Source organism: Azospirillum oryzae, from assembly GCF_008364795.1.
Taxonomy (GTDB): Bacteria; Pseudomonadota; Alphaproteobacteria; order Azospirillales; family Azospirillaceae; genus Azospirillum; species Azospirillum oryzae.
Genome location: NZ_VTTM01000001.1, coordinates 1,159,421 through 1,174,797 on the forward strand (window position 1 = coordinate 1,159,421; position 15,377 = coordinate 1,174,797).

Genomic DNA, 15,377 nt, shown 5'->3' on the forward strand with positions numbered 1-15,377 from the left:
TCACGCCCCGGGAAAGGGATGGTCACTCCCCCGCGACGCTGAGGTCCATCACCGACTTCGGGTCCAGCGCCTTGTCGACCTGCCCTTCGGACTGCCAGAACTTCACCTGATTGACGATGTCGTCCACCAGCAGGCGGGCCTGCGGGTCGACATAGGGCAGGCCGGCGGCGACGATCTCCGGCTTCTGCTTGGTGGCGTCGGCGATGATGCCCAGCAGCTCGTCATAGCCGGGGCCCTTCACCAGAGCGCCCGAGGCGTCCTTGCCGTTGAAGGCGGCGTGGTATTCGGCCAGCGCGGTCTTGTAGGCGCGGACGAACTTCTCCACCAGCGGGCGGCGGTCCTTCATCGTCTTCGGTGCGGTGAACAGGGCGCCGAGCTGCCACGGCGTCTCGTCGCCGACCCAGCCCAGGATCTTGCCGGCGCCGTCGGTCGCCAGCTGCCGCGACACGGTGGACGGCGCGATGATGGCGTCGACCTGCCCGCCCTTGAAGGCGGCGACCATCTTCGGCACGTCCTGCAGCGGCACCATGGTCACGTCCTTGACCGTGAAGCCGTGCTTCTGCGCCAGCAGGCCGATCATGTAATGGAAGGTCGAGCCGACGGTGGTGATGGCGATCCGCTTGCCCTTCAGGTCGGCCGGCGTCTTCAGCCCGGCCTCAAAGGCGGCGTTGGTCGCCATATAGGCGCTCAAGGGGAAACCCGGTTCGTCGCGGCTCTGCGCGGCGATGATGGTGACCGCCCCCTTGGAGGCGAGGTTGTAGAAGCCGGCGGTCAGTCCGGTGACGCCGAAATCGACGTCGCCCGAGGTTACCGCGACCGGAACCTGCTGGGCCGAGGTGAACATCTTCAGCTCGACGTCCAACCCTTCCTTCTCGAAATAGCCCTTCGCCTTGGCGATGAAGATCGGGCCGGAGGAGGACAGCGCCAGCGCACCGACCGTCGCCTTCTCCAGCGGCTGCGCCAGCGCGGCGGACATCAGGGTGCCGGCGGCGAAGGCGGCACCGGCTGTGGCGATCACGGCGCGCCGGGTGAGGCGGGCAACGGTCGTGGCGGCGGTCATGGACGGAAATTCTCCCGATGGATGGTTCAGGTTTCTTGTGAAGAATGCCGGTCAGCGCCAGTTCAGCAGGCGTCGCTCGAGCTGCGACAGCACGGTGCCGATGGCCAGCCCGAGCAGCGACAGCACCAGCACGCCGGCCAGCAGCGTATCGGTCTGCATCAGGTTGCCGGCCATCAGCACGAAGGCGCCGATGCCGTACTCCGCCCCGATCATCTCGGCCGCCACCACCAGGATCAGCGCGATCGACGCGGTGATGCGGAAGCCGGCCAGGATGCCGGGCAAGGCCCCCGGCAACACGATGGAGCGCAGGATCGACCGCCAGGGCAGTCCGAAGCTCTGCGCCATGCGGATCAGGTTGCGCGGCACAGAATCGATGGCGCTGTAGGTGGCGATGACGGTGGGGAAGAAGACGCCGAAGCCGATGGTGGCGAATTTCGACGGCTCGCCGATGCCGAACCACAGGATGAACAGCGGCAGCAGCGCGATCTTCGGAATCGGGAAGAAGGCCGACACCAGCGGCACCCCCACCGCGCGGGCGGTGGAGAAGATGCCCATGGCGAAACCGACCAGCATGCCGCCCGCCGTGCCCATCACCCAGCCGACGGCGATTCGCGCCAGCGACGCCTTCAGGTTCAGCCAGAGCGAGCCGTCCGTCACCATGCCGGCCAGCGCGTGGCCGACGGCGCTCGGCGGCGGCAGGAACAGCGGGCTGGCGAGACCGAGGCGGCTCGCCCCCTCCCACACCGCTATCAGCAGCGCGAAGGCGGCCAGCGCCGCCCAGGAGTGGCGCTTTACGGTAAAACCACCGCCGCGGAAGCGAACAGGCTCGCCGATGGCGGCGGCGGGAGCGACTTTAGGGTTCAGGCTGTCAGGCACGGGCGATCTCCCGGTCGGCCATCTGGGCTTCGGCCTTCATCAGGTGCCACAGGCGGTCGCGCACTTCGGCCAGATGGGCCTGCGCCGACGGCTCCTGCCGGCGTTCGCGCGGCTCCTCGATGGTGACCAGTTCGCGGATGCGGCCGGGACGGCGGCTCAGCACGCAGACACGGTCGGCCAGCCGCAGCGCCTCGTCCAGATTGTGGGTGACGTAGAGCGCGGTGGTCTTCTCCCGCCGCCACAGCTCCAGGAAATCGTCCATCAGCAGTTCGCGCGTCTGGGCGTCCAGCGCCGACAGCGGCTCGTCCAGCAGCAGCATCGCCGGGCGGACCGCCAGCGCGCGGGCGATGCCGACCCGCTGGCGCATGCCGCCGGACAGCTGTTTGGGCAGGGCGTTGCGGAACTCCGACAGCCCCATACGGCGCAGGCCGCTGTCGACGCGCTCGCGCCGCTCCGCGGTGGAGAGCCTGTGATGCTCCAGCACCAGGGCGATGTTGTCCTCCACCGTGCGCCAGGGCAGCAGGGCGAAATCCTGGAAGATGAAGGTGATCGGGTTCAGGCAGCCGTCCGGCACCTCCCCCTCCACCCGGATGCTGCCGGAGGTCGGGGCGACGATGCCGCCGGCGATGCCAAGAAGCGTCGACTTTCCGCAGCCGCTGGGACCGATCACGGCCAGGATTTCGCCCTCCGCCAGCGTCAGGTCGATGCCGTCCAGGACGGTCAGATCGTCATATCGGTGGGTCAGATCGGAAACGAGAAGCCTCATCGCGCCCTTTTATGCCCGCGGCCTTGTCGGCGGGGTCCGACTGTTCGTTGGGCCCGCCACTATAGCGCGGCGTTCCTCCTCTGGAGAGGGGAAAGGCTTTCCGCATTCCAGCCATACGGCAGTATGGTAGTGGCCGGAAGGCGTCAAGGCGCTGTCGGCTTCGCGACAGGGTTCGTCAGGCGATGCCGCTGACGGGGCCGGAACCGGCCGGCAGTTCCAATGTCCGCAAGGCGGTGGCACAACGGCCGACGGCGGCCTCCGCCAGACCATGACGCTCGCTCAGGCCGGCTTCGTCCAGTTCGTCGGGGGTCATCGCCTGCAACAGGACGCGCAAGGTGCGGACATAGGTGCGCAGAAGCGTGGCTTCCTCGGCATGGTTGCCCAGCAATCCCGCCTGACCGGCAGCATTCAGGGCGGCAAGCTCGCCGTCCAGCGACGCCGCGGCCATTTCGATGGCCAGGAGCGCCCGCGTCAGGCGGACATGCTTCAGAACGACGACGACGGCCATGTCCACCTCCCCTGCCGGCTGGAACGGCGAAGATGAAAGCAACGGCCGTGCCAGAGGTACTCAGCGCCGCCGCATCGACGGGTGCCAAGCCGTGGTCAGCCGCTCCAGCAGCGCCAACGCGCCATAGAGGCCGGAGCCGGTCAGCGCCGCCACCGCGATGGTCGCCCACACGATGTCCAGGTTCATCCGCGCCACTTCGGTGGAGATGCGGAATCCCATGCCGACCACCGGTGTGCCGAAGAATTCGGCGACGATGGCGCCGATCAGCGCCAGGGTGGAATTGATCTTCAACCCGTTGAACAGAAAAGGCAGCGCGCTGGGCAACCGAAGCTTCACCAGCGTCCGGCCATAACCGGCACCGTAGGACCGCATCAGGTCCAACTGGATGCGCTCCGAATTGCCGAGTCCGGCCAGCGTGTTGATCAGCATCGGGAAGAAGGTCATCACGACGATGACCGCCGCCTTCGACTGCCAGTCGAATCCGAACCACATCACCATGATCGGTGCGATGCCGACGACAGGAATGGCGCTGGCGAGATTGCCGAGCGGCAGCAATCCGCGGGCAAGAAACGGCACCCGGTCGGCAAGGATTGCCACGAGGAAGCCGGCGCCGCAACCCATCACATAGCCGCGCAGGACGGAGGTCAGCACCGTCTGGCGGAAATCGTCCCACAAAACCGGCGCGTTGGCCCCCAGCGCCGCGGCGATGCGACTGGGCGGCGGCAACAGGATCGCCGGCACCTGGAAACCGCGCACCAGCACTTCCCACCCCACCAGCAGGCCGAGCCCGAACAGACCGGGCACGATGACGGAGCGGGTCCAGCCCGGCACCCCGGCCAGCACCCCCATCACCCGCCACAGAAGCAAGGTCGCCGCCACCAGGAACAGCCACAGCCCCCAGCCGGCCGACAGGTCCATTCCCTCTTCCAGCAAGTGAAACGGCAGGAGCCAGGCCAGCGTGACGCCGGCCAATTCCGCCCAGGCTCCCCAGACCCGCTTCGGCGCCGACCGGCCGGCAATCACCGCCAGAACCACGCCGATCAGGAACAGCGGCGCCATGGTTCCGCCAAACCAGCCGACCGGCGCACCGTCCTGGCTGCCAAGCGGCAGGGCCAACGCCGCCAGCGCCGGCAGGGCCACGGCGACCAGCCCCCAATCGGCGGCGCTGCGCAGGCTGGTGCGGTAGGGGTTCGTCATAGCCTCGCTCATCGCCCGTCCGCCCGGCCCAGCAGGACCAGCTCCAGCCCGCGCACCACCCCGATCAACGCCACCGACAGCAGCGAGGCCATGATCAGCGCCGCCCAGATTTGCACCGTTTGCCCATAATAGGACCCCGACAGCAGCCGCGCCCCCAGCCCGGCCTGCCCACCGGTCGGCAGCTCGCCGACGATGGCGCCGACCACGCTGATGGCGACCGAGACCTTGAGGCTGGCGAACAGGAAGGGCATGGACGCCGGAAGCCGCAACGACCAGAAGGCGCGCATTCCGCTTGCCGAATAGGTCCGCATGAGATCGAGCCACAGCGGATCGGCGGAGCGCAGCCCCTTCACCATGCCCACCGTGATCGGGAAAAAGCACAGATACATGCAGATCACCGCCTTCGGCAGCAGCCCGGTCAGCCCGATGTTGCCGAGAATGACGACGATCATCGGCGCGATGGCCAGGATCGGGATGGTCTGCGACGCGATCACCCAGGGCAGCAGGCTGGCTTCCAGCGTACGGGTGTAGACGATCCCGGCGGCCAGCAGGATGCCCAGAACCAGCCCCATCGCCAGCCCGGTCAGCGCCGCCTCCGTCGTCACCCAGGTGTGGAACAGCAGGTTGCGCGGGCTGGTCGGCGCATAGCCGGTCAGGGAATTCCACAGCTCCACCACCACCTGATCGGGGGTGGGCAGGATCGGCCGCTTCATCGCATAGGCCTGGGCCAGCACGTCACCGAAACCGGCAGGGTTGCCGGCGCGGGCCAGCGTCTCCACCGCCTGCGGCCAGTTCAGCCACGCCGCCCCGACATACCACGAGACCAGCAGAAGCAGCGTCATCACCGTCACGGGAAGCACGCGCTTAGTCATCGTAGCTGTGCCCTTCCTTCAGCCCCTCGCGCACGCGGTGAGCGATTGCGGCGAATTCCGGCGACTCGCGGATGTCCAGCGTGCGCTCGCGCGGCAGCGAATCGCAGTCGATGACGTCGAGGATGCGGCCGGGCCTCGGGCTCATCACCACGATGCGGGTGGAGAGGAACACCGCCTCGGCGATGGAATGGGTGACGAAGACGCAGGTCTTGCCGGTCGCCCGCCACAGCTGGGTCAGATGCAGGTTCAGATGGTCGCGCGTGATCTCGTCCAGCGCGCCGAACGGCTCGTCCATCAGCAGCAGGTCGGGCTGCAGGGCCAGCGCGCGGGCGATTGAGACGCGCTGCTGCATGCCGCCGGAGAGCTGCCAGGGGAACTTGCGCTCGAACCCCGACAGACCGACGCGCTCCAGCTGTTCGCGGGCGCGCTTCTGACGTTCGGCCTTGGGAAGCCCCATGATCTCCAGCGGCAGCATGACGTTGCGCTCCACCGTCCGCCAGGGATAGAGCGCGGGAGCCTGGAAGACATAGCCGTAGAGCCGTTTCAGCCGTGCCTGTTCCGGCGTCATGCCTTCGATGGCGACATGGCCGGAAGTGGGCCGCTCAAGATCGGCGATCACCCGCAACAAGGTGGTCTTGCCGCACCCGCTGGGACCGATCAGAGAGACGAAATCGCCCCGGGCGATGGTCAAATCGACCTCGCTCAGCGCCGTGACCGGCTTGTCCGCCGTGGGATAGACCAGCGAAAGCTTGCGCGCCTCGACGACCACCGACGATGCTGCCGGCGATATGGCCGGGTCGGAGCCTTGCCGGGCAGCTGTCGCCTCCCGGATATCGGGCGGATTTGGGAAGGTCACGGGCGGCGGTCCTTCACAACACGGATTTTGGGGACCGATCCTATCGTATCGGCCGGAAATCATCCTGTCGGCAAACTATCACCGCCCCGGTTGCGGCACCAGGGTTGCAGAAGTCCGACCGTCCTGGACGGATGCGTCAAGACACAGCCAAACTGCAAATTTCAAAGGATGTGCAATTGGCATGCACATGCGTGCACGGTATTCTCGCGCCGCCGGACGCGCACCATGCGTGAAGGGCAACCGAAAGGAGGTGACGCGAGTGAGAAAATTCCTGAAGTGGCTTGGCCGCTTCTGGTTCAAGCTGAAGTTCGAGTTCGAAGCGGGCTTCAACACGGACCAGGACAGGTAAAGCCAGACGTGGTGGGGCCGGGAAACCGGTCCCGCCATTCAGGAAGCGGCTCGCGTCACCTCCTGCCCCCGAGATTACCACGCCTCCGGCCATTTTCAAGGCACGGGCGATGGGCGGTTCCAGCACGGCACGCTCCGCGGGTGCCGGCCGTCCATCGAAGGGAAATGGGCGAAAGAACTGGACGGACGGCACCATGCCGGAACAGGATCACGCCCCTTCCCTGCAACACCCTCAAGACATGCCCGCCGCCAAGCCGCCCCCCAGCCTTGAGATCACGCGCGAGGACGGCGCGGCCGGTGCCGTGTTCGTGGCGACGCCGGTGCTGACTCCGGTGATCCGCACGCGCTATCTGCTGATCGCGGGACTGCTGGCGACCGGCTTCATCGCCGGGGCCGGTCTGGCGCCCGACGAACTGGCCGGCATGCTGCAATGGCTGGCGGTGTTCTGCGCGGTTCCGGTGCTGCTGCTGTGGGTGGTGATGCTGACCGAGACGGTCCAGTGCCGGGCCGTGCGGCTGGGCGTAACGGCACGCGGGCTGACGGTGGACGGTTCACGCATCCATCCGCACGAGACGATACGCGATCTGGCGCTCTACCCGATGGTGGGCGGAAAACCGCTGTTCGTCGCCTGGATCGACCCGGCACACGATTACGGCCACAAAGCGGAGATGACTCTCGTCGCCGGCAACGTCGCGCCCAACGATGCGGTGAAGGCGGAGTTGAAGGCGGCGGGCAGCCGCAACGTGCGGCTGGTCATGCACCGGCGCGGCGGGCGCAAGGCGATCGTGCTGGTGCGCGGCCTGACCCTGTCGGGCGGGCAGACCCTGCTGGCCGCCCTGGCGGCGGAGCTTCGCGCTCACAGCCGCTAGGGCGTCGCAATACAAAAACCGGGGATCAGCGGCGCGGGATGGCCGGCGGCTCCGGCAGGTCCTCCTCCAGGATAACGACGTTCAGGGCATAGGACACCTCGCCCTCGTCCTCGTCACGGTTCAACGTGCCGAAGAACTCGCCATCCACCGTCACTTCGGCCGACTGGCCGGCCTTGGCCGGCGGCTCGATCACGATCTTCGGATTGCCCAGCGTCTTGCGCAGGTACATCTGCACACGGGCGATTTCGGTGTCGGACATCCGGACGACGGACGGCTTGGCGGGCGGCATGGCGAACCTCGTTGTCTGCGAAGGAGCGTCATATAGGCGGCTTCGCCGCGAAGGGAAAGCGATACCTCGCCGGATCGGCCCCTTCCCGCCGGAGATGCGGAACCGGCTCCGGCTCCGCCCATCGTCCACGCGGGGTAACGCCGGCACAGTCCGCCGCCCCGAAAGAGCGGGGTTCCCGAATGGTGGAAAAGGCTATGCTCCCGGCGGCGGTACGCAGCCCGGCGACGGGCGGCGCATAGGATCATGCCCGTGCCGGAGGCTGCCGCGCAGACGAAGGATGGAACGCCGTGACGATGACCGCGACCCCGACCGCAAGCCATGCCACCCGCTGCAAGACAGGAGGGTGGAGGCGCCGCCTTGAAGCGACCGTCCTCACGGCGGCGCTGCTGGCCGCCCTGCCCTTCGGCGGCGCGCTGGCGGATAACGGAAAGCGCGTGGCGCTGGTCATCGACAACGGCCGCTACACGGCGCTCGACAGCCGGTCGGACCAGGCCGCAGCCAATGCCTCGGCCATGGCGTCGGCCTTGCGCAACGCCGGTTTTTCGGTGACGCGGGCCGACAATGTCGGGCGGATCGCCATGGAATCGGCGCTGGAACGCTTCCGCGAGGCGCTGTCCGGTGCCGACCTCGGCTTCGTCTATTACACCGGCCTCGCCGTCGGGCTGGGGGAGCGGGAGTTCCTGTTGCCGGTCGACGCCGCGCCAACGGGTGCGGAGGACCTGCCGCGCGCCGCCCTGGACCTCGATACCCTGTTGAGCGACCTGCGGGACAGCGGACGCAAGGCGGTGGTGGTGATCGACCCCGGCATCGCCGAGGCCCTCGCCCAGCGGGTCGGCGGCGGCGCGCTGGGCACGCCGATGGACGCGGACGGCCTGTTCGTCGTCTACGCCCACCGTCCGGGCGTGCCGCCGGTGCCGCCCAAATCGGGCAAGGGTCCCGATCCCTTCACTGCCGCGCTGGCGCGCGAGATGGTCAAGCCCGGCGTCGCCTTCCGCGATTCGCTGGCCGAGGTGGCGCGTGCCGTCGCCGAACGCAGCGACGGCCGGCAACTGCCCTGGCTGCAGGACCGGCTCGGCAGCAATCTGGTGCTGGTGCCGGCCGTGGCATCGGCGCCCGCCAAACCTCCGGCCACCCCGCCGGCCGCGTCCACCACATCTCCGGCAAAGGAGCCGCCGACGAAGGAACCGCCCGCGGTGACCACCCCCAGCCTTCCGCCCGGTGAGTACGAGATGGCGAAGTCGAGCGTCCTGTTCGACCGGCCGGCCGTCGGTGCGCGCGGCGTCGCACAGCTGTCGGCCGGCAGCATGGTGACGGTGTTGGAGGCTGTGCCGGAAGGAAGCTGGCTGCGCGTGCGCGACCCGGCCGGCCGGACCGGCTACCTCACCGCCGGCGTGCTGGCCACCCGCTGGGCCGACCCGTCGCCGCTCGCCGCCCGTGCCCGTGGCCCGGTGGAGTCCGGCCCCTCCTTCGGCGATCCAGGCATGGAGCAAGGGGTGGAGCCACCAGCCACCGGCAATTCCGATCCGATCCGGACGGAGCAGCCGCGCAGCTTCCCGTCCACGCCGCCCGGCACCGGCGTCACCGTTCCGGACGGCCCGGCGGTCGAGGCGGAACAGCAGGCGATGCGCGCGCTGGGCGACGCCCGCACCGCCGCGGAACGGGCGCGCAGCCGTCCCGACAGCCGATACTGGAGCTACGGCTTCTCCGGCGGCGACCGTTACGAAGGGACCTGGGCGCAGCCGTCCTCCGGTTCGGGGCTAGGCCGGCCGATCCGCCAGGGGGCGGGTGTCTACCACTTCGCCAACGGCCAGACCTATGAAGGGGAATGGTCGGGCGACCTGATGTCGGGCTATGGAGTGATGACCTTCACCGACGGCAGCCGGTTCGCCGGGCGCTTCCGCGACGGCCAGCCGGACGGGCCGGGCGTATTCCACTACGCCAATGGCGGACAGAGCGCCGGCCTGTGGCGCGGCTCCGTCCGCCTGGACCAGTAAGACCACGGCCGGGTAAGACCGCGGCCGGGCGGGGATCAGCGCGGCTTCAGCGCCTCCACCACCTGCAGATGGCCCTGCAGCGCCCCCAATGTCAGGGCGGAGTTGCCGTTGGCGTCCATGCGGTAAGGGTTGGCGCCGCTGTCGAGCAGCAGCTTGGCCACCGCCTCGTGCCCGTTGTTGGCGGCGTACATCAACGCCGACCAGCCATAGGCGGTGGTGCGGTCGACCATCACCCCGTGCTGGATCAGCGTGCGCGCCACGTCCTGATGGCCGCGGGCGGCGGCGGCCATCAGCGCGGTCTTGCCGTCGCTGTTGGTGGTGTCGAGATCGGCGCCGCCGTCGGCCAGCGCGCGGACCACCGCATCATGCCCGCCCCAGGCGGCGTACATCACAGCCGTGGCACCGTCGGAAGTGCGCAGATCGGTGCGGGCGTGACGGTCCAGCAGCACCCGCACCGCGTCGGCCAGCCCCTGTTCGGCGGAGATCATCAGCAGGGTCTTGCCATTCTCCAGCCGCGTATCCGGACTGGCCCCGGCCTGCAGCGTGCGCGACAGCTCCGCCGGGTTGCGCAGCAGGGCCAACACCGATTCGCGGTCGCCCAGACCCGGAGTCGCCTTCACCGGCGCCGCCGAACTTCCGCCGCTGGTGCCGGACGCGGTGCCGGTGGACGGACCGCTATAGGCACGCTGCTCGCTCGCCGCGCGGATGCGTTCAGCCAGATCGGGGCTGGCGGGCGAGATCATCTGCGCCCGTTCGTAGAAGCGCTTCGTCTCCGACCAGTCGCCGTCGCGCTCCGCCAGCATCGCCCAGCGGCGATAGGTGTCCTCCATGGTGGTCAGCAGTTCCGCCACCTCGGGCGCCGTCGGCGCGATCTGGCGGATGCGCTGCACCGTCTCGAAGGCGTTGTCGCCGGGCGGGGTGGTCAGGCGTTTGCCGGCGATCTGGCGGCGCGCCTGATCGACCATGCTGCGCACGCGCTGGGCCGTGTCGGCGTCCGGAACGGCGACCTGGGGCACGGCGGGAACGGCAGGCGTGGCAGACGGGTCCTCCAGCGGCGGCAGCGAGGCGACGCCCGGCGCCGCCTCCGCATTGCCCCCCGACGCGGAGGGCTTGGCGGCGGCTGACGGCTGCGACTGAGGTTGCGACCCGGCCGGCGGCAGCGCGGCGGTCTCGACCGGTGCGGCCGCAGGCGGAGTGGCGGTCGAGGCGGGCACCGCCGCCTTCGCCACCGTCTGGGTGCCGCCCGCAGGCGGCTGCACGCTCTGGGCCGGCGTCTTCTGGGCATCGGCCGTGGCGGCCGGACGCGGAGCGGATGCGGTCGCGGCGGGTGGTGTCAACGCCGGGGACGACGCGGCGGGCGCCACAGGAACGGAGGCTGCCGGAACCGACGGGGCGGCGCCGGGCGAGGCCGTGCCGGTATCGGCGGCGGCATGCTGGCTGACGGCCGGAGCCTCGCTGCCGGTCAGCCCCAGCACCGTCCGCTCGACCGCATCACGCGCGCGGACCCAACCCTCCTCCACCATCGCCAGCGCCCGGTCGGGGAAGGCCCCCGGCATGGCCGTGGCGATGGCGGCGCCGGCGGCGCCCAGCAGGACCAGCGTGGTCAGCGCCGCTCCGGCATAGAGCCCGGTCCGGCGCGGCGCCCGCATCGTCTGGCCCTGGCCGAACCCCGGATACCCCCGGCCACGGTAGTCGGCGACCGGCCCCTCCGCACCGCCCATCGGTCCGGGATCGCGGCCGCTCCACGCCTGATCGTCCGACCAGCGGTGATCCTGCGACCGGTCTTCCTGCCGCTCACCCACCGACCAGTCGTTCGCGGGCGGAATTGCCGCTGACTGGGGCGGCGGCGTCAGGATCGGCACCGGACGCGCGGCCGGCGATACGGCGGCATCCTGCGGCTCGTCGGCGGAGCCTCCGGCGGACGACATCCGGTAGATTACGCCCATGTCGCGCAGCACTTCCGTCAGCCCGGCCCGCGCCAAGGTTCCTTCCAGTTCGGGCGTGCCGCAGAGAAGCACCTGCATGAAGCGGCCCGACGGCGTTTCCGCCCGCGTCAGATCGACCAGATCGGTCAGCACCGGCGGCGCGAGCACGGCGGCGTTCTCCACCGCCAGCAGCCCGGAACCGGCAAGCTCCAGCCTTTCCTCCAACGCGGCGATCAGGGCGTCGAAATCGACCTCGCCACCGTCCTCCCCGGCGGCAAGATCGGGCAGCGCACCGGTGCCGGCAGCGGAGACCAGATCCTCCAGCTCCGCGCCGAGCGACGCGGCGACCGGCAGCGCCATGGCGCCGTCGGCCTCGACATGCTCGACCAGTTGACGGAACAGCGCGGGACGGCCCGACCCGGCATCGCCCACCAGCACCAGCAGCCTCTTGCGGGCCAAAAAGGCGAGAACCAGTCCATCACGGATCTCGGCCGCCGTGGCGCCGGCGGATTCGGAAACGGGATCGTGGTGGCCCGGAGCGGCGCGCCGGGCGCGCGAAGTATGTTTCGGGGCAGAACGGTCCATGGACATCTCAAGACGCCGATCAGTGAAGGATGCGCTCATGAGACTCTAGTGATGCCCCCCGCAAGCCCCGACGGGGCAAAGGGCGGTTACCCCCTCTCTTCCGGGGTGGGTGGATTGACCCTTCCGGAACGAAAGCATCCCTGGCCCGCCGATCGGGGGAGCGGTATAGGGTTGCCCCCGAAAATTGGTCATCTTCCCCCATCCGGACGGCGGCAGACATGCGACTCGGAATCGATTTGGGCGGCACCAAGATCGCCGCCGTGGCGCTGGATCGGGACGGGACGGAATTCGCCCGCCACCGCCGCCCCACCCCGCGCGGCTACGACGCCACGCTGGATGCGCTGGCCGAAACGGTGGCCGCCCTCATTCCCGCTGCCGACCCGGCCGGAACGCACGGCGTCGGCATCAGCCTTCCCGGTGTGGTCGATGCCGCGGCCGGACGGGTGCGCGCGGTGAATTTGCCCTGGCTGGAGGGCCGCCCCTTCGCCGACGATGCGGCCCGGCGGATCGGTCGGCCGGTGCGGATCGCCAACGACGCCAACTGCTTCACCCTGTCCGAGGCGACGGACGGAGTGGCGGCCGGAGACACGTCGGTGGTGTTCGGCGTCATCCTGGGCACCGGGGTCGGCGGCGGCATCGTCATCGATGGCCGCATCCTGCCCGGCGCCAACGGGCTGGCCGGCGAATGGGGCCATGCGCCGCTTCCCTGGCGCGAGGAGGCCGACGGCCCGCCGGTCCCCTGCGGCTGCGGCAAGACCGGTTGCCTTGAGACCGTGCTGTGCGGGGCCGGTCTGACGCGCCTGCACCGCCATCTGACCGGCGAGACGATGGAGCCGCCGGAGATCGCCGCCCGCGCCCTGGCCGGCGATGCCGCCGCGGCCGGCACGCTGGCCCGGCATGCCGATGCGCTGGCCCGGGCGCTGGCCCCGGTGCTGAACCTGCTGGATCCGGACATGGTGGTGGTCGGCGGCGGCCTGTCCGCCCTGCCCGGCCTGTGCGAAGCGGTGACCCGGCGCTGGGGCACCTGGACGCTGGCGGCCGCTCCGCGCACCCGGATGGCCGTCGCCCGTCATGGCGCCGAAAGCGGGATGCGCGGCGCCGCCCGCCTGTGGCCGGACTGAGCGTCACCACCTTCGCGACGGCAGCCGCAACCAACGGTCACGGAGTGGCACGGGACTTGCGCATTCTTTTGCCGGACCGAACGGGGGTACGCCCATGATGCGGAAAAAAGTGGGGACGCGGGCTGTGGGCAACAGCGTCCATTTGCATTTTGCAAACCGGAACGCGACGCGGGCCGGAAAACCGGCAGCGCGTTTGCATTCTGCAAATGACGCTGGTGCTATTCAAGGCACCGGACGCCATCTGGAGCATGCCTGCGCAAGCCTGCAGAATGCGGCTGTCGAACTGGAGACGGTGCTGGCAAGACTGCCCGGCGACGAGCAGGCCGACCTGCACGAGGCGATCGGGTCGATCATGGAGACGCTGCAGCTGATCGCATCGACCCATGCCCGGCTGGAACCGCCGATCGCTGCCGACTGACCCGACGACAGGCCGGCCGGCGAATTGAAGGACGACATGAAAAAGGGCGGCCACGAGGGCCGCCCTTTTCATTCGTCCGACGGCAGTGGCCTGCTCAGTCGGTGATGGTCTGCCAGAAGAAGAAAGCGACGGCGAGGACCATGATGGCGATGTCCATGGGAACGACTCCTGTGGATGACGGCGGATGGGCGTTTCACGTCGATCTATACGACAGTTCGCCGGCCGGTGGCAGTGCTTCCGTTCCCCTGCGGCGGTTTTTCACCCCCTGGACCGGTCTGACAAGCGATCCGCACAAAAAATTCCACTGGACGGACGGTGCCCATGGTCCGGACAACGCCCGAATCCGGAGCGGCTCCACGGTCGCCAAACCCGATGGCCGGCCTCGGACGGCCGTCGCCCATCAGCGCAACTCTTTGTAAGCAAAAGAGTTTTCTACGCAGCCGAACCGCCCGCACCAATGGCCGGCCACGCCCGAGCGGTGGCCCGCCCCCCTTAAACTGCGGATTCCAGACGGAAAAACCGCAGCGCTATGACTTTTTTCAGGGGTTGCCTTCCCAGGGGGCTTTCTGGCAAGAAAAAGGCCGCTGAAGTCAGCGGCCTTGAGTTTAGGGAGGAAACGCCCAAGAAGGGCGAAGCAGCAATCGCTTGCTGCACTGCAACAGTATCAGAACCCGGGGGTCCTGCAACCCCCAAAGCCGGCCCCTGCGTGGGGCCGCAGCTTTTGGCGGGATCTGTTGCCGATCGGCCACATCAAGCCCGCTCCTTTCATCGGGACGCTGGCCGTTTTCCCCTCCCGCCCGTTACTCACCTGCGGCGTGCCGGTTCCCGTCAGCCGCCGCATCCCGACAGGCAGCGGCGCGAGGAGCCAGCATTGACCCTCATCCCACCATCCGCTTTCACGGAATTCGACGCGTTCACCGCGGCGCTGGACGGACGTATCCCCGCCCTGTTCCTCGATTATGACGGAACGCTGGCCGCCATCGCGCCGCGCCCCGAATTGGCCGTCATGCCGGACGAGGCGCGCGCGGTGGTGCAGCGGCTGGCGGCACTTTGCCCGGTCGCCTTCGTCAGCGGACGCGATCTGGATGACCTGATGTCGATGGTCGCGGTGGACGGGCTGGTCTATGCCGGCAGCCACGGCTTCGACCTGCGCGGGCCGGACCTGCGTCGGCAGGTGGGGGTGGAGTATGTTCCCGACCTCGACGCGGCCGAACGGCTTCTGCGCGACCGGCTCGGCGGTATCGCCGGCGCTCTGGTGGAACGCAAGCGCTTCGCCATCGCCATCCACACCCGTCAGGTCGCCCCGCCCGACAAGCCGCAGGTCGGCGAAGCCGTCCGCGTGGTGGCCGAGGCCCAGCCGCGCCTGCGCATGACCGGCGGCAAGGAACTGTTCGAGCTGCGCCCCAACCTGCCCTGGGACAAGGGCCGCGCCGTGGTCACCCTGCTGGAGACGCTGGGGCTGGAGGGCAACGGCACCCTGCCGATCTATCTCGGCGACGACGAGACGGACGAGGACGCCTTCCGCGCGCTGGCCGGCCGGGGTATCGGCATCCGGGTGATGGAAAGCCCGGCGGAGACCGCGGCGATCTGGAGCCTGCAGGATCCGGCGGAGGCCACGGCGTTCCTGGGGCGGCTTGCGGACTGGCTGGCGGAGGGGTAATGGCCGGTGGGGGCTGAATTCGCCCCCATTCAC

At 69.3% G+C, this 15,377-nt stretch carries 14 protein-coding genes; 5 read left to right on the forward strand and 9 right to left on the reverse strand.

What is annotated here, in order from left to right:
- Nucleotides 1–22: 22 nt before the first annotated feature.
- The 7 genes from FZ938_RS05580 to FZ938_RS05610 form a co-directional block, all read right to left on the reverse strand.
- The gene (locus tag FZ938_RS05580; RefSeq protein ID WP_149197571.1) at nucleotides 23–1,060 is read right to left on the reverse strand and encodes an ABC transporter substrate-binding protein; all 1,038 of its coding nucleotides are present in this window, start codon (nucleotides 1,058–1,060) and stop codon (nucleotides 23–25) included.
- Between the two features lie 51 nt (nucleotides 1,061–1,111).
- On the reverse strand, nucleotides 1,112–1,936 hold the full coding sequence (locus FZ938_RS05585) for an ABC transporter permease (protein WP_149197572.1): 825 nt from the start codon (nucleotides 1,934–1,936) through the stop codon (nucleotides 1,112–1,114).
- Nucleotides 1,929–2,702: an ABC transporter ATP-binding protein gene (locus FZ938_RS05590; RefSeq protein ID WP_136705154.1), complete on the reverse strand. Its 774-nt coding sequence runs from the start codon at nucleotides 2,700–2,702 to the stop codon at nucleotides 1,929–1,931. Before FZ938_RS05590 ends, FZ938_RS05585 begins: the two co-directional genes overlap by 8 nt.
- A 175-nt stretch (nucleotides 2,703–2,877) precedes the next feature.
- On the reverse strand, nucleotides 2,878–3,210 hold the full coding sequence (locus tag FZ938_RS05595) for a hypothetical protein (protein WP_149197573.1): 333 nt from the start codon (nucleotides 3,208–3,210) through the stop codon (nucleotides 2,878–2,880).
- Nucleotides 3,211–3,270: 60 nt separating this feature from the next.
- The gene (locus FZ938_RS05600; RefSeq protein WP_246457535.1) at nucleotides 3,271–4,407 is read right to left on the reverse strand and encodes an ABC transporter permease; all 1,137 of its coding nucleotides are present in this window, start codon (nucleotides 4,405–4,407) and stop codon (nucleotides 3,271–3,273) included.
- 8 nt (nucleotides 4,408–4,415) lie between these two features.
- The gene (locus tag FZ938_RS05605) at nucleotides 4,416–5,279 is read right to left on the reverse strand and encodes an ABC transporter permease (RefSeq protein WP_149197575.1); all 864 of its coding nucleotides are present in this window, start codon (nucleotides 5,277–5,279) and stop codon (nucleotides 4,416–4,418) included.
- Nucleotides 5,272–6,069 (reverse strand): ABC transporter ATP-binding protein, encoded by a 798-nt coding sequence (locus tag FZ938_RS05610; RefSeq protein WP_149197707.1) that lies wholly within the window; start codon nucleotides 6,067–6,069, stop codon nucleotides 5,272–5,274. Before FZ938_RS05610 ends, FZ938_RS05605 begins: the two co-directional genes overlap by 8 nt.
- Nucleotides 6,070–6,722: 653 nt before the next feature.
- Here FZ938_RS05610 and FZ938_RS05615 point away from each other — a divergent pair.
- Complete coding sequence (locus tag FZ938_RS05615; protein WP_149197576.1) at nucleotides 6,723–7,352, forward strand: hypothetical protein; 630 nt, start codon at nucleotides 6,723–6,725, stop codon at nucleotides 7,350–7,352.
- A gap of 25 nt (nucleotides 7,353–7,377) precedes the next feature.
- Here FZ938_RS05615 and FZ938_RS05620 read toward each other — a convergent pair whose 3' ends face one another.
- A complete protein-coding gene (locus tag FZ938_RS05620) occupies nucleotides 7,378–7,641 on the reverse strand; it encodes a DUF3126 family protein (protein ID WP_085088058.1) in 264 nt (87 codons plus the stop codon).
- 293 nt (nucleotides 7,642–7,934) lie between these two features.
- On the opposite strand from FZ938_RS05620, the gene FZ938_RS05625 reads away from it, so the two are divergent.
- The gene (locus tag FZ938_RS05625; RefSeq protein WP_149197708.1) at nucleotides 7,935–9,635 is read left to right on the forward strand and encodes a caspase family protein; all 1,701 of its coding nucleotides are present in this window, start codon (nucleotides 7,935–7,937) and stop codon (nucleotides 9,633–9,635) included.
- A gap of 35 nt (nucleotides 9,636–9,670) precedes the next feature.
- Here the strand turns inward: FZ938_RS05625 and FZ938_RS05630 are convergent, their stop codons facing one another.
- Nucleotides 9,671–12,145 (reverse strand): ankyrin repeat domain-containing protein, encoded by a 2,475-nt coding sequence (locus tag FZ938_RS05630; protein ID WP_149197577.1) that lies wholly within the window; start codon nucleotides 12,143–12,145, stop codon nucleotides 9,671–9,673.
- A gap of 218 nt (nucleotides 12,146–12,363) precedes the next feature.
- Here FZ938_RS05630 and FZ938_RS05635 point away from each other — a divergent pair, with 218 nt between their 5' ends.
- The 3 genes from FZ938_RS05635 (at nucleotide 12,364) to otsB (ending at nucleotide 15,344) form a co-directional block, all read left to right on the forward strand.
- Nucleotides 12,364–13,266: an ROK family protein gene (locus FZ938_RS05635; RefSeq protein ID WP_149197578.1), complete on the forward strand. Its 903-nt coding sequence runs from the start codon at nucleotides 12,364–12,366 to the stop codon at nucleotides 13,264–13,266.
- Nucleotides 13,267–13,390: 124 nt separating this feature from the next.
- The gene (locus tag FZ938_RS05640; protein WP_246457537.1) at nucleotides 13,391–13,684 is read left to right on the forward strand and encodes a hypothetical protein; all 294 of its coding nucleotides are present in this window, start codon (nucleotides 13,391–13,393) and stop codon (nucleotides 13,682–13,684) included.
- A gap of 871 nt (nucleotides 13,685–14,555) precedes the next feature.
- On the forward strand, nucleotides 14,556–15,344 hold the full coding sequence (gene otsB, locus FZ938_RS05645) for a trehalose-phosphatase (protein WP_149197580.1): 789 nt from the start codon (nucleotides 14,556–14,558) through the stop codon (nucleotides 15,342–15,344).
- Nucleotides 15,345–15,377: the final 33 nt, after the last annotated feature.